Source organism: Belliella alkalica (assembly GCF_022549785.1).
Lineage (GTDB): Bacteria > Bacteroidota > Bacteroidia > Cytophagales > Cyclobacteriaceae > Belliella > Belliella alkalica.
In genome coordinates this window covers 97,231-120,850 of sequence record NZ_JAKZGO010000002.1, presented here as the reverse complement: position 1 = coordinate 120,850, position 23,620 = coordinate 97,231, and the positions used below count along the sequence as shown (strand labels likewise).

21 protein-coding genes and 1 pseudogene are annotated in these 23,620 nt (G+C 35.3%); 1 reads left to right on the top strand and 21 read right to left on the bottom strand.

Annotated elements, in window-relative coordinates; all coding sequences use genetic code 11:
• Positions 1–136 precede the first annotated feature (136 nt).
• The 21 genes and pseudogenes from MM213_RS02800 to MM213_RS02700 form a co-directional block, all read right to left on the bottom strand.
• Positions 137–1,288: a hypothetical protein gene (locus tag MM213_RS02800; RefSeq protein ID WP_241409982.1), complete on the bottom strand. Its 1,152-nt coding sequence runs from the start codon at positions 1,286–1,288 to the stop codon at positions 137–139.
• Positions 1,289–1,962: 674 nt separating this feature from the next.
• Positions 1,963–2,307 (bottom strand): annotated as a pseudogene (locus MM213_RS02795) (HepT-like ribonuclease domain-containing protein).
• On the bottom strand, positions 2,297–2,590 hold the full coding sequence (locus tag MM213_RS02790; RefSeq protein ID WP_241409981.1) for a nucleotidyltransferase family protein: 294 nt from the start codon (positions 2,588–2,590) through the stop codon (positions 2,297–2,299). The pseudogene MM213_RS02795 and the gene MM213_RS02790 overlap by 11 nt, the downstream one beginning before the upstream one ends.
• A 103-nt stretch (positions 2,591–2,693) precedes the next feature.
• Complete coding sequence (locus tag MM213_RS02785; protein WP_241409980.1) at positions 2,694–3,518, bottom strand: glycerophosphodiester phosphodiesterase; 825 nt, start codon at positions 3,516–3,518, stop codon at positions 2,694–2,696.
• Positions 3,519–3,715: 197 nt separating this feature from the next.
• Positions 3,716–4,819, bottom strand: coding sequence for a glycosyltransferase family 4 protein (locus MM213_RS02780; RefSeq protein WP_241409979.1), 1,104 nt, complete (start codon positions 4,817–4,819; stop codon positions 3,716–3,718).
• Positions 4,820–6,424 carry a glucosamine inositolphosphorylceramide transferase family protein gene (locus MM213_RS02775; protein ID WP_241409978.1) on the bottom strand — a complete coding sequence of 535 codons (1,605 nt, stop codon included), beginning with the start codon at positions 6,422–6,424 and terminating at the stop codon, positions 4,820–4,822.
• A 142-nt stretch (positions 6,425–6,566) separates the two neighbouring features.
• Entirely contained in the window at positions 6,567–7,679 is a 1,113-nt protein-coding gene (locus MM213_RS02770; protein WP_241409977.1) for a glycosyltransferase, read from the bottom strand.
• Positions 7,676–8,572 (bottom strand): glycosyltransferase, encoded by an 897-nt coding sequence (locus tag MM213_RS02765; protein ID WP_241409976.1) that lies wholly within the window; start codon positions 8,570–8,572, stop codon positions 7,676–7,678. Before MM213_RS02765 ends, MM213_RS02770 begins: the two co-directional genes overlap by 4 nt.
• Positions 8,559–9,716: a glycosyltransferase family 4 protein gene (locus MM213_RS02760; protein ID WP_241409975.1), complete on the bottom strand. Its 1,158-nt coding sequence runs from the start codon at positions 9,714–9,716 to the stop codon at positions 8,559–8,561. Before MM213_RS02760 ends, MM213_RS02765 begins: the two co-directional genes overlap by 14 nt.
• A complete protein-coding gene (locus tag MM213_RS02755) occupies positions 9,713–10,648 on the bottom strand; it encodes a glycosyltransferase family 2 protein (RefSeq protein ID WP_241409974.1) in 936 nt (311 codons plus the stop codon). Before MM213_RS02755 ends, MM213_RS02760 begins: the two co-directional genes overlap by 4 nt.
• On the bottom strand, positions 10,617–11,528 hold the full coding sequence (locus tag MM213_RS02750) for a glycosyltransferase family 2 protein (RefSeq protein ID WP_255806909.1): 912 nt from the start codon (positions 11,526–11,528) through the stop codon (positions 10,617–10,619). The genes MM213_RS02755 and MM213_RS02750 overlap by 32 nt, the downstream gene beginning before the upstream one ends.
• Entirely contained in the window at positions 11,525–12,247 is a 723-nt protein-coding gene (locus tag MM213_RS02745) for a glycosyltransferase (protein ID WP_255806908.1), read from the bottom strand. The genes MM213_RS02750 and MM213_RS02745 overlap by 4 nt, the downstream gene beginning before the upstream one ends.
• A 2-nt stretch (positions 12,248–12,249) precedes the next feature.
• Positions 12,250–13,134 (bottom strand): glycosyltransferase family 2 protein, encoded by an 885-nt coding sequence (locus MM213_RS02740; RefSeq protein ID WP_241409972.1) that lies wholly within the window; start codon positions 13,132–13,134, stop codon positions 12,250–12,252.
• A 116-nt stretch (positions 13,135–13,250) separates the two neighbouring features.
• A complete protein-coding gene (locus MM213_RS02735) occupies positions 13,251–14,384 on the bottom strand; it encodes a polysaccharide pyruvyl transferase family protein (RefSeq protein ID WP_241409971.1) in 1,134 nt (377 codons plus the stop codon).
• Positions 14,372–15,595 (bottom strand): ABC transporter ATP-binding protein, encoded by a 1,224-nt coding sequence (locus tag MM213_RS02730; protein ID WP_241409970.1) that lies wholly within the window; start codon positions 15,593–15,595, stop codon positions 14,372–14,374. Before MM213_RS02730 ends, MM213_RS02735 begins: the two co-directional genes overlap by 13 nt.
• Before the next feature lie 5 nt (positions 15,596–15,600).
• Entirely contained in the window at positions 15,601–16,572 is a 972-nt protein-coding gene (locus tag MM213_RS02725) for a hypothetical protein (protein WP_241409969.1), read from the bottom strand.
• The gene (locus tag MM213_RS02720) at positions 16,569–17,993 is read right to left on the bottom strand and encodes an MBOAT family O-acyltransferase (RefSeq protein WP_241409968.1); all 1,425 of its coding nucleotides are present in this window, start codon (positions 17,991–17,993) and stop codon (positions 16,569–16,571) included. Before MM213_RS02720 ends, MM213_RS02725 begins: the two co-directional genes overlap by 4 nt.
• Positions 17,994–18,017: 24 nt before the next feature.
• A complete protein-coding gene (locus MM213_RS02715; protein WP_241409967.1) occupies positions 18,018–18,827 on the bottom strand; it encodes an FkbM family methyltransferase in 810 nt (269 codons plus the stop codon).
• A 386-nt stretch (positions 18,828–19,213) separates the two neighbouring features.
• Positions 19,214–19,813, bottom strand: coding sequence for a DUF6624 domain-containing protein (locus MM213_RS02710; protein ID WP_241409966.1), 600 nt, complete (start codon positions 19,811–19,813; stop codon positions 19,214–19,216).
• Positions 19,814–20,574: 761 nt separating this feature from the next.
• Positions 20,575–21,081 (bottom strand): winged helix-turn-helix domain-containing protein, encoded by a 507-nt coding sequence (locus MM213_RS02705; protein ID WP_241409965.1) that lies wholly within the window; start codon positions 21,079–21,081, stop codon positions 20,575–20,577.
• A 560-nt stretch (positions 21,082–21,641) separates the two neighbouring features.
• A complete protein-coding gene (locus tag MM213_RS02700; protein ID WP_241409964.1) occupies positions 21,642–22,055 on the bottom strand; it encodes a hypothetical protein in 414 nt (137 codons plus the stop codon).
• A 649-nt stretch (positions 22,056–22,704) separates the two neighbouring features.
• Here MM213_RS02700 and MM213_RS02695 point away from each other — a divergent pair.
• Positions 22,705–23,535, top strand: a complete 831-nt coding sequence (locus MM213_RS02695) for an ABC transporter permease (protein ID WP_241409963.1) — start codon at positions 22,705–22,707, stop codon at positions 23,533–23,535.
• Positions 23,536–23,620 lie beyond the last annotated feature (85 nt).

Genomic DNA, 23,620 nt, shown 5'->3' with positions numbered 1-23,620 from the left:
AGGGTTATAACCCTATGCTAATGTCAATTGCCTCCCGATATCCTCGGGACAGGCGTTTCAGGGCAATTGCTTCTTGATTCTTGACTCTCATATCTCACGTCTCATATCTCCTATCTCATATCTTGCGTCTCTCTTCTCACTCACCTCTTGGTACATCATACTTGGTACTTTGTACTTCAAACTCCTCTCTGCGCCTTCTTTCTTCTTCCACGATCCTATTGTAGATAAGGGCTCGTTTTTTGAGTTTATTTGTTTTTTGCCAATCGAGAAATGCAATAATCACAAATAGCATGAAGTACATAATCTGGCTTTTTTGCCTGATAATGATCCCCAAATTGGACATGATAAAGGTCATGGAGATGGAAATGGAGATAAATACTACGCCTGCCATCTTGACCATCGCAGGGGCAACTTTGATGTATTTGATAAAGTCTTTGTTGATAATACGGCTAAACATATAGAGATACAAAACATTCTCTATGGAAACTATTATTCCCAAAATATTTGGCGAATCAATAAATAAAGGCCTAAACCAAAAGGTGAAAAGCTTCATTGGTAGATTGTAGTTGGACATATCTACGGCCGAACCTGCAGAGTAACTTAGCCTGTGGGCATTGAGCGCTGATTCTTCTTCAAATGACTCTAGAAAGTTGTTAGGATCATAGCCTAGGTACAGAAGGATTTTATCATACATAATGATGCTAAAAACCAAACCAATTACCGAAACTAGGACTTTCTGGTAAATCGGGACTTTTTCTTTTCCCAATATAAACCCTACTGCCATCCCTATCAATACCGCCACCAAAATATGTGGTCTGACCATGTAGGAAACATAGGCCCCGATCAACAAATGTGGGATTCTCTTGCCTGGCTGGGACAATCCATAGATCAATAAGCCCAGACCTCCAAAAATCACCGCGCCTTTCCCCAAAGATGCTGTCCAAAAGTGCATATTGGGAAGAAAAAGGATGATGGTAATGATATCATATCCTTTGATCTTCAGGCTGAAGCGAAGGTTTTCTTTGAAAAAAAGATAAAAATAGATAAAACCAATAAAACCAAACCATGTGAACAAAAACATGGTCATCTCAAAGTTGAAAAAGAAATAATTCACAAATGGATAGGCAAGCCATTCCATAAAATCGGTACCTGTATTGAAGGCGTCAAACCAATTGTCCCAACCGTTTTTTGCTCGATAATAATATAGCTTGGAATCTGATCTATTGAATAAGGTGTACGTATAATAAACTCCCCCAAAAAACATGTGATACCAAAAAAGCTTATTCATAAAACTCACCTTCAGGTAGGGATGGTCTCTCTGAATCTTACCCAACAAAGGCTGGGTAATAAGAAAAAGAAATATGATTAGAAAGAGAGCGCCAAACATGAATTGATATTATATATCCACAGAGATATCAGAAGGTTAGTTTTTTCATGAAATCCTGCGGATGATCTTTAGGAGGTTAATGGTTGGTTATTAGTTGATTGGTTATTAGTTATTAGTTATTGGTTGATTGGTTATTGGTTGATTAGTTATTAGTTATTGGTTATTGGTTTATTGGTATTTAATCATTTTGTAATCTAATTGTAATGAACAGATAATACATAAAATTTAATCGATGAGCTTGCAAATTAAGCTGATTTTTTGATTTTATTTTGAGTAAGAATATTTAATGCAGATAAACTCGAATGAACACTTTTTGAAAGAAATTGTATTTATAGACCCCAACTGACTAGGTTTAGTTTGCAATTAAACCTTAATATGCTCCTGCTACAATCCATGTTCTGTGTCCTTATTGAACATTCTATGCAAGAAAAGGGGTTTAAGCTTGCAGTGAAAACAAAGTAGGAGTTTCGGTTTGCGGGGACACAAACCGAGGGTAACAGGACATTACATCATAATATAATTAGATCTAATGTACTCTTACACTAGATTATATGAACATTTGATTAGATTAATTCTTAATTTTCAAAAGATATGACTTTCAACTTCTCTTTCAGTTCTGAAATATCAACAGTAATTATCTGCCAAATAATGACTTCGTCAATACCAAAATACTCATGAACCAAAAAGTTCCTTAGGCTGATAATTTCCCTCCAACTGATCTCAGGAGTAATAGCTTGTTATTCATTTGAAATGTGATTGGCTGCCTCACCGATTATTTCCAACTGTTTTATTACTGCAAACTTAACAACTGACTTTTCTAAAAAAGATGAATAGTCAATTCCATCAATATAGCTTTCTATCTCTTCAATTGCTTTTAAGATATGAATCAATCGCTGAGGGTCTCCAAATTCACCTTTCATAGATCATTTGCTTATCTGAATCTATGAAGGGAAGGAGGTGTTTAGAAATAGAGTTACTTGTTAGAAGATCTACAGGCTTCTTTAGAATTTCCTCCAAGTCATTTTTGAGCTTGATAATACCCAAACCAATATGTTGATTATAGTTCAACTCAACCAAAATATCAATATCACTGTTCTTATCCGCATCTCCTCTTGCATAAGAACCAAAAATGAAGGCTCTATCAACTGGTGCTCCTTCAAAAACCTTCTTTATCTTTTCAATATTTTTTTTTGTGATTTTCATTCTTAATAGCAGATTAATCAAATATAATGCAAATGAGCTTATTAGTCAATTTTTGTTGAAAGGGTTATTGTCTAAAAATCGGTTTGCTTCATTAATTTGTTAATCAATTTTCCATCTTCAATTTGAGTAATTCCTTTGGGTAATCAGTATAGATTCGCTCCACTCCCAACTCCAACAATGACTCCATCACTCCTATATCATTCACTGTCCATGCCCCTATTTCCATATCGGCAGCCTTTATCTTTGCTACCTTTTCTGCCGTAATTCCGGAATAATGGATAACCAAAGCCTCAAACCCAAATGCTCTCGCAGTCTCAATATCTTTGTCAATAGCTGTATCTGGAAGCCTATCCCAAAAAACAAGAACTGCAGAATTATTCGATTTCACTTTTTTCATCAACTCAAGGTTGGCATCATTAAACCCTACCCAAGCTGCTGCCTGATATTTGTCGATCAACTCAAATACCTCATCCACACAATCCATCTTTGGTTGGATGGAAAGTCTGGTTTTCGACTGTGAAACAATCAATTTGAGCACGTCTTCCAAAAGTGGCACTATCAGCTTGGGCGATTCTTCCAAAGAAAGCTGATGTCTGTTTCTAAAATCCCAAGCGATGTCCACAGATGCAATCTCATCAAAAGTATGTGCGGCTATCTCCATATCCACTCCCGAAACTCTCTTGAGATTCTTGTCGTGCGTGACTACCACCTTGCCATCGGCAGAAAGAAATACATCCAACTCAATCCAATCAACTCCCAACTCCAAAGCACTAACAAAAGCAGGCATGGAGTTTTCCGGAAACTCCGAAGAATTTCCTCGGTGTGCAGTCACACCATTTTGGAAAAAAGCTTGCTGAGCCGCTGCAGTGACAAAAGTCAATTGCTGTATCAATATGCACAGAATGAATATTTTCAGGAGATTTTTCATACTGCAATTTACCTGCTCTCCATCTGGTTTTGGTTAGGGATTTATTATGGAATTGTTAGGGATTTTGGATTTAAAGATCTGTTAGACAATATACGGTTTTCGGGCAGTAGGGACACAATCTGGTTACAGGGCTGTGAGGACACAGCCCGAGGTTAAAGGTTAATACGTCGGAGTAAATGCAGTTTCGTACTCAAAGGCTAATTAACCAATCTCTTATACAATTCCTCAAACTGCTTGGTGTTGACTGCTTCGTCATGGGCTTGAATTGCCTGCCTCCTTGCTTGATTTGCAAGATTAAGCCTTAACAAATCATCTCTTTGAACACTGAGGATTTTGTCTGCAAACTGGTTTGTATCATAACTATCGATCAATACTCCTGAACTCCCATCTGAAATCAACTCCTCTGTGCCAGGGATTTTTATCGCTACTGTTGGAGTATCTTGAATAGCCGCTTCTACTACTACTCCCGGTACACCTTCTACCAATGATGTCAATAAAAGCAAATCCGCTCCAGCAAGGATCTCTCTTACTTCCTTCTGGTAACCACAAAAGACAACTTGTCTACTTATCGCCAAAGCTTCACTTTTTGACCTCAAAACAGCTTCTTGTGGCCCTTCCCCTACCAATAGCAACTTGACTTGCGAAATCTCTTTCTTTAATTCAGCCAAAACGTCCAAACTGAAGGTTACATTTTTCTCCAAACTCAAACTTCCAACCTGGACAATTATAAAATCATCGTTAGAAAGTCCCCATTTTCCAATCAACTGATGCCTTGAGTTTTCCTTGTCGAACATAGCCGTATCAAACCCTCTTTTTATGATCGAGCACTTCTTGGTGGATAGTTGTAAGGTTTGTTGCAAGTCTGCAGAAGCATAATGCCCAACTGACACAAAATGATCAATCCGCTTTGCCAATAAGCCATAAATCCACTTGATCAAAGGTCTTTCATTGATCCAATAAGAGAAAACAGAAATGTTACGGTAAATCAGTTTCGGTTTGTTGCTTCCTGTCATTGCCAAAGATGCGTACTTGAAAGTATCCGAGCCATTGGCTTGTACAATGTCTGGCTTGATTTCTTTTATCAACTTCTTTATGCTAAAAATCAATTTTACATTCAAACTTGATTTTTTCTCTGTCAAATCCAGATTGACCCCACCTTCTACACATAGATTTTCAGGATGTTCATACAACCCTAAAAACCAAACTTGATGTCCAAGCTGAATTAACTTTTCGGACAATCTTTGTGCAGAGATCTCTGCTCCTCTCGATTTGCGGGAAGTGACGAGTTGGATTATTTTCATCTATCTTCTGAAAGAATCTGTTACCAAAAAATTTTTACTTCTATTGATGGTGTGGGTACCTTTCAAGTCTTTTTGCCAATCAGCCTCTAAGACTTCTGCTGTTACTTCCTCATATTCAAAAACATTCCATTTGATAATTTTTTGAGTCTTGACTCTATGTCCATAATGCTTGGCTGAATCCTGGGCAGGTCTATACCAGTTCCCATCTTTCTCAAACAAAGCACCAGCTGGCCTACTCGACTTTACATCAGAAACTATTGGATTTTGAGGGTGTGGTGTCCAGTTTCCATTCACAAAATCTTCCGAGTAGTAAAGATACAATTCATCAAAAGATGAAGCAGAAGGATGTGCCTTTTGGTTGGCAAATAACCAATACAAACCATCTTTTTTGCAAATTGTAGGATCATAAAGCTTTTGATCTAGCATCTTTTCATTAAACAATTTCCAATCATAGGGGAAATTTTCAGCTTTATATAATCTCAATCCTGCTTTCGCGGCACTTTCTACGTACATCCAAAACGTTCCATTTTCCTCCCATACAAATGGATATGAAAGGTGAAAAGCTTCTTCTATGATTGTTTGGAAATCACTTACTTTATCATTTTCAATTTTGGCTATTGCTATACTTCCTTTATTCTTTCTATAGCAATATTGCTCTGCAAAAAGCCATGCACCTCCCTCTTTTTCGATCAAAAATGGATCAGCAAGATAACTTCCCTCAGGATTTGATATTTTAACTTTTTGACCTGAATCTTTTTTACTTAACCATATCTCCCAAACTTCTTTATTGAAAAACTCATGGAATTTTCTATAAACGTTTCTTTTTGACCAAGAAAAAAACAAACTGATCATTCTCAAATTTCCAGGAGGTTTAAATAACTCTGGATTTGAAGGAGCGATGCTAAGCGCTTTCTTCTTCACTTCTTCTCTCCAAGCCAAAACACCAATGGAATTTATCCTCGCCAACTGCCTTGGAACAAAAAACAAACTTTTCCAATATACCTTATTTGCATTTCTATGAACAGAAAGTGGATCCGTCCTACTCCAGGATCTGTAGATCACATTTCCTGCATCCAATTTATCAGTCAAAATCTGTAAAACCGAACCCGTTTCATTCCAGCCCAACATCACTTCCCAAAAACAAGGAGGTCCACCTTTATTGACCAAATTATCTCCATGGTGATAGGACCAAATTCCCAATTTCGGGATATCCAAAAGCTCTCCCTTCAAAATCCTGAATCCCAAACGAATCAAAACATCTGGCTCTTGCTCCTTGATTTCTTCTAAATCTTGTTGGTCAAAGGAATCTGAAAATTTCTTTTGGACGGGATTAACCTTAATTATCTTAGGTTTAAAACCCTGGATTTCCAGAATATTTTTCCTCTCAAAAGCATTTGGAATTGTCTTGAAAACTGTCCTGTCAATTTTGGAAAACACACGGTAAAGTAAAGGTGATTTTTTTCCCGAAGGTTTCGGTTTTTGATTTAAAACAATAAACCTGACATATGCCAGGTTTTGATCGATAATAACATTCACCATCTCCCAAGCCCATGCAGGTACAGACAAATTATCAAGTAGTAGTCCTATCTTAAGTTTATTCTGCATATACGTTTCCTTAAACAGTATTTCGGTCTGTGAGGACACAGCCCGAGGAAGTATTGACAACCATGTTCTGTGTCCTCACAGAACATCCTTTTTCTTTTTTAACCAAAACCCATATTCTCTGTCCCCACAGAGCAATCCAACCTCAATTGCAATCAAAAAAATCCTTTAACACCTTTTCGTACTCTTGAGCTATTTTGCTGATTTCAAAGCTCTGTGTGGCTTCTTCTCTCGCTAATTGTCCCAATTTCTTCATCTTATCAGGTTCTGCAATGGCTTCCATCATCTTGGCAGCCAAAACTCCAACATCCTTGACTGGATAAACCAATGCACTCTGATCTGCTTTCACGGCTTCCAAGTTCATGGGGATATCGGAAGCGATGATGGGAATTCCTGACATCATGGCTTCTACCAATGCTCCTGAAAACCCTTCGTACCAAGATGGAAAAACAAAGCAATCTGCATCAAAAAGTTTCTCGGTTACATTTGAGATTACACCGGGGAGTGAAACTTTATCTTTCAATCCAAGCTGCTCTATCAATTTTTCAAGTTCAGAGCGTTGGTTTCCTTCTCCATAGATCACCAAACTGCTCTTTGGATATTTCTCATTTACTTTCCCAAAAGCCTCAATCAATTCCCCAAAGCCTTTCACTTGCAACAAGCGCCCGTAGGAAATAAAACGAAAAACATCTCCTTGTCTAGACTCCCAAACTTGCATCGGAACAGCTCTTCCCCTATAGACTACAATAGATTTCGATAAGGGAACTCCCAATGTCCTAACATGGGATTCGGCTATATAGCGGGAATTGGAGATATATAGCTTCGGAATTCCCGCCGTCATACGATCCAATGACCAAAAGAACTTGAATTTCCAAAGCTGTGTCCCTTTTTTGGCTGCTAGTCGGTGCTCGCTATAACTGTCATTGACAAATGTCCCAATCAGAGGAATGCCTGAAAATCTTGACAACAATCTGCAAAGAAGATTACTTCTCAGCAAGGAAGAAACCAACAAGTCAGGTTGTTCTTTTTCCACCAATTTCTTTAATCGAAAATACCCCTTCCAAAAATCATATTTCCCCTCCAAATCCAAAAACTCTAAGGGAATTCCAGCTGAAAGATATTCTTTTCTAAGGTCATGTCTTGGGTACAAATAAACTACCTTAAAATCAATCTCTTTCGAAAAAAATGGCAAAATCTGTAATAAGCTTTTTTCTGCTCCAGCATTGATTAAGGTGTCTTGGATGAAGAGGATTTTCAATTTAGAGCAATAGTTTTTCCTGAAACCCCTTTCCAATAATGAAAAAATGCCAACCAAATCACCTTGAAATTTCTCCAACCATAAGTCAATCCAAATCGAAAACCATAGAAGGATTTTGCAATCCAACGTAAGTAAAGATTTCTCCTCATTTCCTTAAAATGAAAAGAACTTGAAATCATCAACAGATTTCTTAAACTATAATATTCACGTGCTAGATTGGCTTTTCTCTGATACAAAGGTCTCTCAAAATTCAATCTATTCGAAGCCTTTCTAGCTTCTAAAAACAAAGCACTATCGACCATAATCTCCCAACCACTATTTTTGACTTTCAAGCAAAAGTCCAACTCTTCAAATCCAAAAAACAACTTAGATTCTGGAAGGATATTTTGATTAACAACATTGGAATTTACGAGCATACACATTCCTCCCGCAACAAAATCTACATTTAAAACTGTACTTTTTTCCAATTGAATTGTTCTCACTCTATTTACAACACCATTTTTAAAATCAAAGTATTGCCCTACAGCTCCCAAAACTCCAACATTCGTTACACTGTTTCTTCTGGATAATAATCTTTCAAAACAATCTGATCTAAATGGAGGATCATTGTCATCTCCCCAATAAATCCAATCATACCCAGCTTCTGAGACCAATTGTAAGCCTATTTTTGCTGCATGCGCAGGACCTGAATTATATCCGATTTGAAAATATTCCAAAGGAAAATCCACCAAAGTGGCTATTAAATCCTTTGTTTCTTTATCCTCACTGTTGTCAATTACCCAAAGTTTTTCAGGTGGTAAAGATTGTGAAAAAACTTTTTCAATAGTCTCCAAAAGAATTTTGGAACGGTTGTAGGTAATGATGAAACCTGCAAAAAACCTATTTCTTTTCATCAATAGAATTGTAAAAATCTATAATTTTTTCAGCCCTCTTTTCCCAAGTATATTGCTTCACATCATCTTTCGCTTGATTTGCTAGTCTCTCACCAATAGCAGGATTGTTTTTTAATAATTCCAATGCCTTTACCCATCCATCAACATCATTATAAGGAACCATCAAAGCATTGTAATCATCTTCGAGAATTTCTGAAAGAACCGGAAGTGTTGAAGAGATTATTGGGCGCCCTGTTGCCATGTATTCGAACATTTTCATTGGAGAAGCAAATTGAGCGGTGTCTCCTCCCTTATCACCGGATACACTCACTTTATCTGCATAAGGCATCAATAGAAAATTTGCTGACTTTTGATAAATCAACAATTCAGACTGAGATTTGAAGCCTTCAAAACTTATATTTGAAAGGAGAACAGCACATTCTTTAAATTTTATAATATCATTTGGATTCCCTCCTACTAATACAAAATAAAAATCTGATAGCCGTTTTGCCAATTCTATAATCAGTCCTATTCCTCTCCCTTTATAAAGCTGGCCTGTGTAGAGCACTATCGGCTTATTGGTGTTGATCCCTAATTGACTTTTCGCTTTTTCTTTAGACAAATCAAACTCTAATGCAGCTCGATTGACTCCGTCTGGAATCACCAAAATATTCAAGTTGTCAGGAACAAATTGCCTGACATGATTTGCAAGCGCGTGGGTAATACAAATCAAAAATCTCAAGGATTTTGATTTTACCAAATTTTTAAAAAGCATAAATGTTTTTCGATTTTTGGTCGGAGTATCATGTAGCTCAAGAACAGTGGAAATACCAAAAAACCGAACAGCACCCCATGCTGGAGTAATATGTTTTGCATGAAAAAGATCAGGCTTTTTTAAATAGTAATTGTAAGGAATCATAAAAGCCAATTGAAAAAACAACACTTTGCTTTGATTGGAAAGCTTGAACCCCTCTATCCTAAACACTTCTTCTACTGCAAAATGCTCACACAATTCTTTGAGATTTAATGAATTCCCATTATCCAAAAGAAACAAAGTCAAATCATGCCCCAATTTGCCATAACTTTCTGCCATTTTCATCAAAAAAACAGCCTCTGCGCTTCTGGATGGCAACGATAGATAAGGATTTGAAAATATGATTTTCATTTAGCTATTACTTTTCGAAATCTGTAAATAAAAATTGGAATTGAAAGCCTTGAAATAAAGGCATTTGAAATCTCAATAGTCCCCCTTTTTATACGAATGAAACTTAATCTTTTGATACCAGAAAGAAAAAGTCTTATAGCCAATATCAAATCCCTAAAAAACAATTGTGCTTCATTTTTGACAAAACCTTTATTGCCTACTAAATCAATATGTTTAAAATACAGATATAACCTCATCAAACTTGCCCCATAGATTAATCTCCCTTTTTTATAACTACTCGAGTTATGAAAATGATTTACATGAGCTTGAGGTTCAAAAATAATCTTATATTCATTTTTTCGCAAGGATAAAACAAGGTCAACCTCTTCATATCCTCCTTTAAAAAAAAGATCATATCCACCTATTGTTTTCAAAGAATCAATCCTTGCTGCCATATTTAAATTGGCAAAAAATTCAGGTTCTTCAAAATCATCACAAATTTTTAGAGTAGCATTTTTAGCAAGCTTTTCCTTTCCCTTATTCCTCATTGATTCTGCAAATCCATGATTCGTGATTCCTCCCCCAATTAAGGCAATACGCTCATCTTCCTGAAACCTCCGAATTAAAATCAAAACCCAATCACTATCAGGTACACAATCATCATCACACCAACAAATAAATTCCCCCTTAGCTGCTTCAACTGCTAGTTGTCTTGTTCTAGCAAAACCAAATTCTTTGGGACTAAATATATACTGATATCCAAACTGCTTGATAATGATTTTGGTATTATCAGTGGATGCATTGTCCACCACAATTACTTCAAGATTAGGATAATCCAATTCTGAAAAAGAAGCCAAAGTTCTTTTTAGAGATTCATCCCTATCTCTAGTAATTACGGCAATTGTAACAAGGGGGAAGCTATCAGTTTTGGAATTGGGCAATAAGGAATCCATACTTTTTTAAATGTGGCTTTACTCTTTCGATAATGTAGTTTTGATAAAATGGATATCTTCCTCTATTCCGTAAAAATGAACCAATAGAAAAAAAATAAATTAATTTAAGAGACTGAATAATCAAGCTAATAAACACTTTGCTTTTGTTTAGGTTAAATTTTTGAGCTTTGGCATGGTAATTTGATTTTCCTTTACCCATAAATGATTTAATATTCCAAAAAAGTTCGAATTTTTCAGGGCGAACGTAATGAAAAACAAATAATTTAGGTTCATAAAAAATTTTAGTATCATTTGTTTCTGACAAGTATCTTAACTGAAAATCAGTTTCTTCTGAATACATAACTTTCTGGCCTATCATTCCAAGTGAAGTGTTAAAATCGCCAATTTTGGCAAAAACTTCATTTGCAATGACCATATTTCCACCAAATACTGTATTTGTTTTAGAAAGGAAAATTGGTTCATTTCCAAAAGAAAATGTTTGATAGTCATCTTTAAACCATTTAGGTTTCTGTTCCACGTAAAAAGGAAAAACTGGTCCTCCAAAAATTTTTGATTTGCTTGATTCAATAATTTCATAGACCGAAGCGACCCAATTCTCTGGAAGTATACAATCATCATCTATATAGGCTAAATATTCTCCTTTTGCCTCAACAACACCTCTATTTCTTGCATAGGACAAGCCAACATTTGTCTCAAAAAAATAATTAATATCAACATTTTCTATAATGAAGTTTAATACTAATTCTCGTGTATGATCAGTAGAATTGTTGTCTACCACAATCAACTCATATCCTGTTTTGGTTTGCCTTTGGAGAGAGTTCAAAGCTAGCTTCAATAAATCTCGTCTATTGTGTGTGCAAATTATTATGGATAAAATCATCTGAATTTTTCCTTATACCATTGTGGAGAATTGGGTAAATAAATCTTTGAAAGTTGATACTTAAGCCATTTGAATAACTTATTCTTTGAATCTTCAGATTTCCACGATGCATTCCAAAGATGTACCCCGACAGTTTCAACAGTAATGAATTTATTAAAAGAAAGCGCCTTGTTCTTATAAGGTAAAGGATAAAAGACATCAGGGTTCAAAATTAAACCCCATTCTTTTTTTTGATTTCCAAGAATTGGAAAATCAATGTCAACTATAATGTTCGACAGAGATTCGGTAATCAATGGAGATTCAGAACCATATAGCTGAGAAGAGTAAAAACTAAGTAAATTATAAATTAGCTGATGACCTTTTTCTGCTCCAAAAGCAGCAGCATTTAATGAACTTTTGTTTTCTGCCCCAATAAATAATTTTTGTTTAAAAAAATGTAAAGGAATCGGTTTTAAAAGAAGTATATCTGTATCCAAATAAATACCACCTTCCTGATATAAAGCAAACAATCTTGCTACATCCGAAACAAAAGCATATTTACCTAATCTATAAGCCTCTCTGGTAAACTCACAATAATTGACATCAAAATTTTCTTCATTCCAAAGCTTGATTTGAAAATCAGGACAATGTTTTTTCCATGATGCCATACATCGTTTTTCCAAAGAGGACATTTCTCCTTTTCCAAACCAACAATAATGGATTATTTTGGAAATTTTCAATTCTATTTGAAATATATTTTGAGCAAAAAAGAAGGGGGTAGATACTTAAATGAAAAATATAAACCTTTAATAAGTTCTTTTTTAATTTGCTTTTTCCACATTATTAAAAGCCATTCAAATTTAACATCATATTTAAAGCTAATACTTAAACTTTTAGTTAATTCTTTTGCGACTTTTGTATTTTCTATCAATTTAATCCAATGATTGGATTGACTTTGACTTGTAGCAGAGTTACTATGAATCCTGATATAATTCAAAGGTTCTGAAAAAAAAGCTACTTTGCCTTTTTTAAACAATTGTCCCCAAAAAAACCAATCCCCTGCATACCTATATGTTATTGGTACAATTACATCATCAAGTGCATCTTTCTTAAATACAGCTGAACTAACATTCACTATTGGACATTTAAACCTTCCATAATTTTTTAAAAGAATTTTTCCTTCAAGAATAAAATTCTCTTTCCAAATAAAAGGAGATAGACTATCCCACCAACCATTAAGTGTTTTGTTGTTTTGAGATCCTCTAAAAACATAACTTCTAGAGTGTGCAACAACCACTTCTTCATCTGCAAAAAATGGGACCAAATTCATTAGAAAATTCTCATCTGAAATATCATCACCTTCAGCAATCCAAATCAATTCACCTTTCGCTAATTCAAACCCTTCCATCCATCTACCAAATGGACTCTTCGAATTGATCTCAGTTCTAATACACGCAGATACTTTAGAATGATTTTCATATTTTTTAATTACTTCCCAACTTTTATCACTAGAAAAATCATCTAAAATTATTACTTCAAACTCTTGATATTTTTGGGTAAAAATAGACAAAAGTCTATTTTCTATGTAAAACTCTTGATTATATATTGGGACTATAATTGAAACCATTTCAAAAAACACATTTAACCAATCTCTTCAATAAATTTGAAATGACAAATATTGAAAGATTTAAATAAATTCGACACACAAGAAAATATATTCACAAAAGAAGTATTTAATTATATCTAGCCATTAATTATTTTCTTCATTTCATGAAAATTGTCCAATATTAAAGCCTTTTGCCTTTTAACTTCATCAACTTCCATTTGGCACGGGCCTCTATCGTAAAACTCTATAAATTTTAAGTCAAAAGGATTTTTATCCAAATTATTTAAATCCCAATCTTTAATATATTCTTTTAGCTTATAGGATGAACTTATACATAAATATGGTACATTATAGGTAAAAGAAGTTATTATACCATGAAGACTAGTACCAATAAAGCACTCAGCCCCACTTATGATTTTGATGATACCAAAAACAGACATTTCTTTGTGATAAACAATGTTTTGCATATCACTTAAAATATCATGACTTTTAATTTTCTGTAAAGCTATAAAATCCTCGTGACCATTCGCATATCCAATAGGTAAAAGGATTATTTTCTTTTTGACATTTCTACTCGCTATTATAAATAGTTGCTCTGCCAGAACATCAACTTTTTCACTACTCAAATTATGGCATTGAAACACCAAATAATTTCCTGGTAAACTCTTTTTAAAATAATTTGAAATCAGCATAGCTGAATCAGGAACTAATTTACTTTTTATATTACTTTCAACACCAAACTCGTACAATCTTGAAGATCTTACAGAAAATAAATCTACCCTAAAGAGGTTATTCTTGAGTTCACTTCTTCTCCCCGATGAATAAACTGTTCCTCCAACTGAGTTATATATTATTTGATTATTACTTTGTAATGGAAAAGAAATAACATATGGATATCTGCTTCTAAATATTTTATTAAATATTGAGTTAAAATAGACATCAAACTTTTTTCTGTGCTTTGGTTCAAAAAAAAATCTGAAAATCCTCCAGTTATGAAAAAATAAAATTAACCAACCTGCTCCAATAACATGTCCTCCTGCAATTACCACTGTTTGATTTCTTTTAAAAAAAAGTTTAAAGAAAAGTGTAAGAATAGATTTTGTTTTTACTCCACCATAATTTTCATAATTATAACTTCTTATGCTATAAAATTTATAGTTATATGATTCGCCCAATTCATTCCGTAAAATTATTGGAAATAATAAATCCCCATAATTGTATCTATCAAAAGCACCGACCACATTTATGATTTTCTTCTTTATAGCCTCCATTTCGCCTCAATTAATATATTACCTTGATATTTTGGATCAACCACATATCCTGTTTTGAAATAGTTTCCCTGCTTAACTTCTAACTTTCCAACAGTATTAAACTCTATTAATTTTGTTCCTTGCTGATACAAAGTAATCACAATATCATATACTCCTTCTGTTAAAACTAGATTTTCTAAAGATACTTTTATTTTTTTCACATGCATTAAACTAAATAGCTCACCTGTTTGATAAAAGCTATTCAAAGTAAAAAGTCTTTGTGAATTTTTATTGACTCCTAAAGCTAAACTAAGACCTTTATATATAAAATCAGACTTTAGTTTTATACTCAGACTTAAGCTATCACCAGATCTAACAATTGAATTGTCATGAATTAATTGTAATAAAACACCATCTTTCTCTACAATCGAATTTTTCGAATAATTATTGGAACCTAAATAGCTACTTATTCCAAAAGATACTTGTCCATTGTACTTTAAATATCCATTTTCTACCAAAAGAGTCTTTGAACATATATTCTCAACTGCAACCATATTATGGCTCACAAAAAGCACCGTCCTACCCTGATTCTTACTTACATCCTCCATCTTTCCCAAACACTTCTGTTGGAATTCGTAATCCCCTACTGCAAGCACCTCGTCGATAATCAAAATCTCGGGATCCAAATGGGCAGCTACAGAAAATCCAAGCCGAACTTTCATTCCTGAAGAATAAAACTTGACAGGTGTATCTATAAACTTTTCCACTCCAGAAAAATCTATAATTTCATCCAGCTTGGAATCTATCTCCCTTCTTGTCATCCCCAAGATCGTCCCATTCATATAGATATTTTCCCGACCTGATAGCTCAGGATGGAAACCTGTCCCCACTTCTAAAAGTGATGCTACTCTCCCATGCATTTCAATCCTACCTGTAGTCGGTTCTGTGATTTGGGAAAGGATTTTAAGCAAAGTGGATTTCCCAGCACCATTTTTCCCAATGATACCCAAGACTTCTCCTTGTTGCACTTCGAAGTTGATATCCTTCAGAGCCCAGAAAACAGATTCATCCTCTAGTCCAAACTTGCTTAGATTTCTCAGCCTTTTGAAATTATCATAAGGTGACTTAACCACATTGGCCAGCTGTCCCATTAAGGTTTTCGCCTGCTTTTCCTTCAAACCTAAGCGATAGCGTTTGGAGAGGTTCTCGACTTTTATGACTGGTTTAGACATTATGTTTACTCATTTGAATAAAGAGAGAAATCACTGTTTTTGTATTTTTCATAATCTTCTAAAAAAATTTTCATCCAAAACTCAACTCCATTTTTATTCAAATGATTTGCATTATAAAACCATTCTCTTGACAAATTGATGCTGTCATTGGCATAATTGAAATAAGGTAAACTTAAATTTGAGGCAATTGAATCTATTTGACTCAAAATCTCAACTTTATTTTCTATAACCAAATCAGCATCAACATGCAATGGAGTAAATACTACACTTACCGTTATTCCATTTGATTTCAATTTGTTTACATTTTTCTCAAAATCTGATATCAAATCTTTGGAGAGAATATACTGATATTTTGTCGTATTACTCTTCAATAATTCATCAAGTTTATAGTCCCATGTCTTGTCCATTTCTCTATAGCCTTTCTTAATTGATCTTTGACTAAACTCTCTTCCAAAAAAGGAAAGTATTCCCCTGAATTTAAAAGTTTCTTTGAATTTAAATCTGATCAAAGGAATATAATAGAGATAACTAGGAATAGCTTTATTTATGTTAAGCATTTGCTTAATCTCCTTTTCGCCAGAAAAAATCACCAATGGCTCAAAACCATATAATTCATTTTCAACCTCAAAGGAGTTTAAATCAATAACCCAAATGATCTCTGATGGTGGATTGTTTTTTCTCTGATATAATTCTAACAACTTGGATTGAGGTTCATATCCAACTCCATCAAAACCCAAATTATAACATGATTTTCCAAGCTTTGCTTCTATCTGTTCACAATCGAAATGAACGAGTGCCCTTGAAGAACCAACTATCAATATTTCAGCATCTATCTCACCTTGCATTACCTCTTCAAATTTTGCGAATTCACCATATTTAGACTTTTTGATCCCCGCATAAATCATCTGATCAAAGGTTATAACAAAAACCAATAATCCTATTCCACAAAGAGTTAAATTGATTATAAACTTTTTCAAAACTGAAAGTAAATAAAATCCATATTTTCTGTAAATGATCCAAAAAACACAATAATGAATGCTACCAACACATAAATTATTTTTCTGTATTTATTATTTTCTATCCGCTCCATCCAATTGTATTTTCCATTTCCCATCCATTCCAATATCAAAAAAATGATTATCAACAATCTGATTTCATATCCAAAAAAAGAAAAATTGTGGGGTAAAAATGGATTGATTAACACACCATAGAAATAGTTGAAAGCATCCGAAATAGTATCCGATCTAAAGAAAACCCATGATAAAGACACTAAACAAAATGTCAACAAAATCTGAAACACCTCATTGATCGAAGGTACTAAACTTTGATTCTCAGAAGTATAAACTCTGTTCTTCTTGCTAACAAATAAAGGGATAAAAAATATTGCATGAAGCCCTCCCCAAGCAACAAAAGTCCAGTTAGCACCGTGCCAAAAACCAGATAATATAAAAACAATAAAAATGTTTCTTATAGCATGGCTTGACTTTACTCTACTTCCTCCTAGGGGAATATAGACATAATCCCGAAACCAAGTTGAAAGTGAAATATGCCATCTTCTCCAAAATTCAGCAATATCTCTGCTAAAATATGGAGTTTTGAAGTTTGTCATTAGCTGAAACCCTAATAATGATGCCACACCAATAGCAATATCCGAGTATCCTGAAAAATCCCCATAAATCTGAAACGAAAATAAAAAAACACCTACAATCAATTCAAATCCAGCTGCTGAATCGATATTATCAAATATTGGATCCACAATCTTGGCACAATTATCAGCAATTACCATTTTTTTGAAAAGCCCCCAAAGTATCAGTTTCATTCCAAAAGAAGCTTGTTGATAGTCGAATAATTTTTTGGTAAAAAATTGAGGAAGCAAATTAGACGCTCTCTCTATTGGCCCAGCAACAAGTTGAGGAAAAAAAGAAACAAATGTAAAAAATGCTATGGGATCTTTAGTTGCTTTTATCTTCTCATTATAGACATCAATTGTATAGCTCAAAGTCTGAAAAGTATAAAAGCTAATTCCAACAGGAAGGATAATTTGTAAAGAAGTTTGGTTGGGGCTTACCCCAATTGACTCCAAAACTGCGACTGTTGAATTGATGAAAAAATTAAAATATTTAAAAAAGCCAAGCATCCCTAAATTGGAAATTATGCTAAAAACAAGAAAGTGCTTTTTTCTCGCTTTTGACTTTTCAATTTGCAGCCCGCAAATAAAATCTATAACCGAATTCACAAAGATTAGACCCAAAAATCTCCAATCCCACCATCCATAAAAAACATAGCTAGCTACCAAAAGTAGAATATTCTGCAATCTTATATTATCCCTATTAATACTCCAGTAAAGAAAAAATACCAAAGGAAGGAAAAGAAGAAATTCTATTGAATTAAAAAGCATTTATTTTAAGCCTAAACTTATCTTTTAATGAAACTCTTTTCTTAATCTTTCAATCAATCCCCTATTAGATTTTTCTACCGCCAAGAAATTCGACAAAACAAAATTCTCCATACTTTTCTCGTACTTCCCAAATTCAACCCATTTAGGGTAAATTTTCCCAATGCTATATCCATACCCCTCCAGTAGCTGAAAGTAATCTTTCAGTAAAAACCCTGAATCAATGCACATATCTCCATACTCAAACTGTATGATTTTGATTCTTTTTTCAGATAGCATTCTAGAGAATCCTTTGAGTACTTTATGCTCAGCACCTTCAGTGTCGATCTTCAAAAAATCTATGTTTTCAATCCCATTTTCCAAGCAATAATCATCGCCTTTGATACACTTAATGCTTACTTTTTTGGCATCTTTTCCAAGTTGGTTATCATAAATCGAACTGAAATAAGAACCTTTTGGATAGAAGTTGAACTCAATAATTTCTTCTTTTTCTGAAAGCGCCAAATTATTTGTTCTGATAAGTTTATTTGATTTGGTGTTTTCCTGAAGCTTTTGATATGTTTCCTCCACTGGCTCAAATGCGTGTATAATACAATCACTTTTGAGTCCACTTACAGTTTTTGACCAATTCCCCACATTCGCCCCCACATCAAATATTACCTTGATCTGCTGCTCCTTTAAATTTTCCCAAATCGCATATTCACCACTAAGATTATTGTCATTATTCTTATTCTCCAAAGAATGCAAAACTGTCCTAGAAACCTGCTTCAAAAACCCTCCAAACCAGTTTCTTCTCTGTAAAGTAATCCAATAAAATATGTTCTTCTTTAAATTCAAAATAATGGTTGTTAGTTGATTAAGTTATTGGGTGATTAGTTGTATTAGTTATTGGTTGATTAGGTTATTAGGGATTAGAGGGGTGTTTATGTCCATTTTTCCTAAACTTCTAAACTCTTCTTGGGGATTAGTTGATTGGGGTATTGGTTAATTGTCAAGCGTTAAACTGTTAAGCGTTGTTGGTGAACGTTAATGGGGTAATATTTCGCATTCCTTTTCATTTTTCCATTCACTTGTCCTAAGACGGGACGAGACCTCTCCTACCGTCGAGGTGACGTAGTCGTAGATACACTTATGTCACCCCAGTCTTACGTCTTGCTTCTCGCTTCTTGTCTTCCCGAAATTCTTGAGGACAAGTTCTGCGTGACACCTCTGCGAGATCCTCCTCACTCCACCCATCCCACGGATTTTTTCCATTTCTCAATTTCAATTTTCCTAAGTTCAAAATCCTGGGGTGGTGATTGGTTTTCAGTCTTTGCCTGGTTTCGTATGAGTTCTGTCTGCTCCTCAAGGGAATTCAGCCCCAAGGAATTTCTCCTTTGGTTTACCTTGCCCAAGTCGTCAAAGTAATTGGGGCTCAACTGCCCATTTTGGTCCCAGTCAAACTGTGTCCCATAAAGTTGGGGCTTATTCTCGAATACTGCTATTCTATCTGTCAAGTAAGCTAAATTGACAATATCTGCCTGATTTTCATGTAATGCTTCTTCCAATAGCTTGCTGCATTTTCTCATAAAGTGAGGTTGGCCGATTGCATGTTGTATCACCAGCCAAGCTGCTTTATTGGCCTCTTCCCCTACTTTTCCTACAGTAGGATAGCCAATCTTGTCAATAATCCCGTCTAGTATCTCCGCATTTTGGCGATGCAGACTAGCCATTTCCTCGTTGTATCCTTCTCCTAGTTTTCCAATTTGTATAAGCTGCCCCCTCAGCTCCAAGTCAGCATCCTGAAGACCAATTAATACAGCTGCAAGTTCTTTGTAGTCCATTGGGGAGAGGAGAATTTTAGATTTGGGATTTTAGATCAGTTGTAAGAGTCAATTCAGAATCAGGGATTTTTTGCAAAACAAACGGGACTCCTTGAATTGGGATGGTGCTTTAGCCCATCCATTATGAAATCACCATATATCGAGTCGGCTTTAGCCAAAGGATTTGTGTTGATTTTTATGGACTATTTTTTCTTTAAACTGAAGTGATTCAACACTATCTCACGCCGGGCGGGCACTTCGTGGTTTTTGACCAACTCCATCATTTTTATTCCTTGCATTTTATACCGGGCTATTTAAAGTTTATGATTATCCGCAATTACACCATAAGGTAAATAAGACAATTGGATCAAGCGGATAATCGTCGACGGATGACAGTCGACAGTCGACAGCAGCTGAATTCAAAGTTTGTACCTAATTAAATATGGGTACTGGTTTGAAAGCGGATATTCATATTAAAGTTTAACCCCTTCGGGGTTATGGTCTCTATTTATTATCATTATTCCCCGGGTTGCGACCCGGGGTTATTTAAGGTTTAACCACTTCGTGGTTGATTGCATCTTCGTTTCTCCATATCTCGTTTCAAAAAGGGGCGAGACCTCTCTCCCGAATGCTTTCGGGATTGAGATGATGTAGTCGTAGATACACTTATGTAACCCCAGTCTTACTTCTTGTATCTTACGTCTAGCTTCTCGCTTCTCTTTTGATTCTCAATACCTTCTGCGTCAATCTGCCTCTTTGCGTCTTTGGAGTGGGACTACATCCTAGCCACCGAAAATCATGATTCCCTTTACTTCCTCTTGTTCTTCTTCCTGCAGGTGGACGATGACTTTTCTTTGGAGTTTTTCGTAGGTTTTGTCTTTGAGGAAATCCAGGTATTTGAGATCGAGGTTTTTGCCGATCAGGAGGACTTCGATTTCTCCGGTGTCTTTTCCATGGGCATAATCACCTACGATATAGGCTTTTTCTACTGCCCCCATGCGTCTGACGATTTTCTCCATGAGTTCATCCAGCCCTAGGAATTTGGATACCATGTTGCTGATTTCGTCGAAGAAAGGATGTGATTTGTTGGCACGATAGACTTTGGTTTTTCCTTCGTCTTCGGTGTTGAGCAATCCTGCTTCCGTCAGCCTGTTCAGCTCTACCCGTACGGAGTTTGTTGACTCGTCAAATTCCTTAGCCAAAGAGCGCAAGTATCCCGAGTTGTTGTGCGAAAAAAACTTCAAAAGCAGTTTGATTCGGGTTTTGGAAGTAACGATGGAGGAGAGCAATTGATTGGGGATTGGGGATTGGGGATTGGTTGATTGGGGGTTAGGGATTAGTTATTAGTTATTAAGTGACCAGGTGATTAGAGGGGTAGATGTTAAGGGTTAAGGGTTAAGCGTTAAAGGTTAAATCGTTAAGCGTTAAATCGTTGAACTATTAACGTTGAACATGGATTTGTTTTATAGAGGGTAATTGTTAAGCGTTAAGGGTTAAATCGTTAAGCGTTAAAACGTTGAACGATTAACGTTGAACATGGATTTGGTTTAAGAAGGGTAATGGTTAAGCGTTAAGCGTTAAATCGTTAAGCGTTAAAACGTTGAACGATTAACGTTGAACATGGATTTGTTTTATGGAGGGTAATGGTTAAGCGTTAAGGGTTAAATCGTTAAGCGTCAAAACGTTGAACGATTAACGTTGAACATGGATTTGTTTTATGGAGGGTAATGGTTAAGCGTTAAGGGTTAAATCGTTAAGCGTCAAAACGTTGAACGATTAACGTTGAACATTGAACGTTGAACATGGATTATTTCTAAACTTCTAAACATTCAATTAGTCTAAATAAAATTCAATATAGAAAACCGAATAGCCAGAGCGGGATTCTTTTATCATGTCCGTATTCAATAGTATCAATTGCATATATATCACAATTTGGATTGCTTTTTTTGTTTTTACCACCAACTTCCACCACCCAGCTTTTATCAATTAGAAAGTCGGAGTTTTTTGGAAGAGAGAGTTGATGTTCAGAACTAAGCTGATTTAGAAAAAAAGTCTCTCTTACATTGCCTACATCAACATTTGAGCCCAAAGCAAAGGCAAGATTCGGATTGTTTAAATATATTTTTTCTGGTTTTTGCAAAAGGGAAATTCCTTCAGCGTTTTGATGAAGTCCATAGATCAATCCACATTCTTCCAAAAAGTGTAAGTAAGTCAACAGCGTAGTCCTATTGATCCCAATTTTTTCACTAAGCTTTGATCCCACTTAATTTTCTTCATTATACTCCTTTGAAAACTCAAATCTGTTGTTTTCAAAAGTTTAAAATAAAGTTCAAAAAGAGATTCCATAAGTTTTGTTTATTCCACTATACAAAAATAGTAATTTTATGTTTATTAGACTATACAAAAAGAATCATTTTTTCTTAAGTAGTTATTCTGGAGGTTGACCATTTAGACTTATGCGATGAATGCTTAACGGTTAACATGGATTTGGTTTATATAGCATTAAGCCTTAAGGGTTAAATCGTTAAGTGTTAAAACGTTAAATCCATTAACGTTGAACTAAGATTTTCCCTAAACTTCTAAACTCTTAAACCCCTAAACCTTCAAAGACAATCTACTGATCCCCCAATTAACCATTAACTTAATCAACTGATAACACAATTAACGATTCCCCTTCCCCACAGCTTCGCCCTTTCAGTCACAGGAAGTGCTTATTAGGATGATTGAGTAAAAAACTTACTCTTGAGTAACAAATTTACTCGGTTTGTTTAATTTTGCAAATCAAATACATAGCTTTGGAAAAATAATTTTGAGTAGTGCAAATCGAAGATCATGTGAATAAAAAATACACTTAATTTCATATACAAAATAATTCATTTTGAAGACAAAATTTCCTTAGATACAATCCTTGCATGAACACAGAAGCTAACAAAACAAAAATCATCCTAGCTACTAGTGGCTGGCAACTGATAGATTTCAAGGAACTCTGGAGATACAAGGATCTTTTGTATTTTCTGACCTTGAGAGGGATCAAGGCTCGCTATGCTCAATCGATTTTGGGTGTTAGTTGGGCGATTATCCAGCCTTTGTTCACCACATTGGTGTTTACGGTGGTTTTTGGCGGTTTGGCAAAAGTGGACTCGGATGGCATGCCTTATATCTTGTTTTCGTATTTGGCGCTATGGCCTTGGAATTACTTTTCTGGTACCTTGACAGAGTCCGCCAACAGCCTGATCCAAAATGCCAATATGATCACCAAGGTCTATTTTCCAAGAATGGTTTTGCCACTTTCATCCATACTTTCTAAGCTTTTGGACTTTGTGATTGCCTTTGTGGTGGTGATAGGATTGCTGATTTATTTCAAAGTCAGCCCAGGTTGGGGATTGCTGTTTTTGCCAGTATTGATCATACAGTTACTGATGACTTCTTTGGGGATTGGGATGTTTTTGTCAGCCATGGCTGTGAAGTATAGAGATGTAAAACACGCACTGACCTTCGTCATTCAACTCCTCCTTTACGCTGCTCCTGTGGTCTATAGCACCAATGCAGTCCCAGAACAATATCAAAAATTCTACATCCTCAATCCCATGGTCGGCGTGATCGAGGGTTTCAGAGCCGCCTTTCTCAATAGACCCATGCCTTGGGAATGGATTTGGCCTGGTAGTATCGTAGCTGTTGTATTTTTTGTATTCGGCATGTTCTACTTCCGAAGAATGGAAAGAATCTTTGCTGATGTGGCTTAGGGGAGATTTGAGATTTAAGATGTGAGATTTGAGACTAAAGTGATCTTTGATATGCCGTGGTGCATCGAAGGAGAAGTGTATAATA

Excerpts from the sequence above, each read along its gene's own strand:
- MM213_RS02800 (WP_241409982.1), bottom strand. The coding sequence starts at position 1,288 with ATGAATAAGCTTTTTTGGTATCACATGTTTTTTGGGGGAGTTTATTAT.
- MM213_RS02790 (WP_241409981.1), bottom strand. The coding sequence starts at position 2,590 with ATGAAAATCACAAAAAAAAATATTGAAAAGATAAAGAAGGTTTTTGAA.
- MM213_RS02785 (WP_241409980.1), bottom strand. The coding sequence starts at position 3,518 with ATGAAAAATCTCCTGAAAATATTCATTCTGTGCATATTGATACAGCAA.
- MM213_RS02780 (WP_241409979.1), bottom strand. The coding sequence starts at position 4,819 with ATGAAAATAATCCAACTCGTCACTTCCCGCAAATCGAGAGGAGCAGAG.
- MM213_RS02775 (WP_241409978.1), bottom strand. The coding sequence starts at position 6,424 with ATGCAGAATAAACTTAAGATAGGACTACTACTTGATAATTTGTCTGTA.
- MM213_RS02765 (WP_241409976.1), bottom strand. The coding sequence starts at position 8,572 with ATGAAAAGAAATAGGTTTTTTGCAGGTTTCATCATTACCTACAACCGT.
- MM213_RS02760 (WP_241409975.1), bottom strand. The coding sequence starts at position 9,716 with ATGAAAATCATATTTTCAAATCCTTATCTATCGTTGCCATCCAGAAGC.
- MM213_RS02755 (WP_241409974.1), bottom strand. The coding sequence starts at position 10,648 with ATGGATTCCTTATTGCCCAATTCCAAAACTGATAGCTTCCCCCTTGTT.
- MM213_RS02750 (WP_255806909.1), bottom strand. The coding sequence starts at position 11,528 with ATGATTTTATCCATAATAATTTGCACACACAATAGACGAGATTTATTG.
- MM213_RS02740 (WP_241409972.1), bottom strand. The coding sequence starts at position 13,134 with ATGGTTTCAATTATAGTCCCAATATATAATCAAGAGTTTTACATAGAA.
- MM213_RS02735 (WP_241409971.1), bottom strand. The coding sequence starts at position 14,384 with ATGGAGGCTATAAAGAAGAAAATCATAAATGTGGTCGGTGCTTTTGAT.
- MM213_RS02730 (WP_241409970.1), bottom strand. The coding sequence starts at position 15,595 with ATGTCTAAACCAGTCATAAAAGTCGAGAACCTCTCCAAACGCTATCGC.
- MM213_RS02720 (WP_241409968.1), bottom strand. The coding sequence starts at position 17,993 with ATGCTTTTTAATTCAATAGAATTTCTTCTTTTCCTTCCTTTGGTATTT.
- MM213_RS02710 (WP_241409966.1), bottom strand. The coding sequence starts at position 19,813 with ATGGACTACAAAGAACTTGCAGCTGTATTAATTGGTCTTCAGGATGCT.
- MM213_RS02695 (WP_241409963.1), top strand. The coding sequence starts at position 22,705 with ATGAACACAGAAGCTAACAAAACAAAAATCATCCTAGCTACTAGTGGC.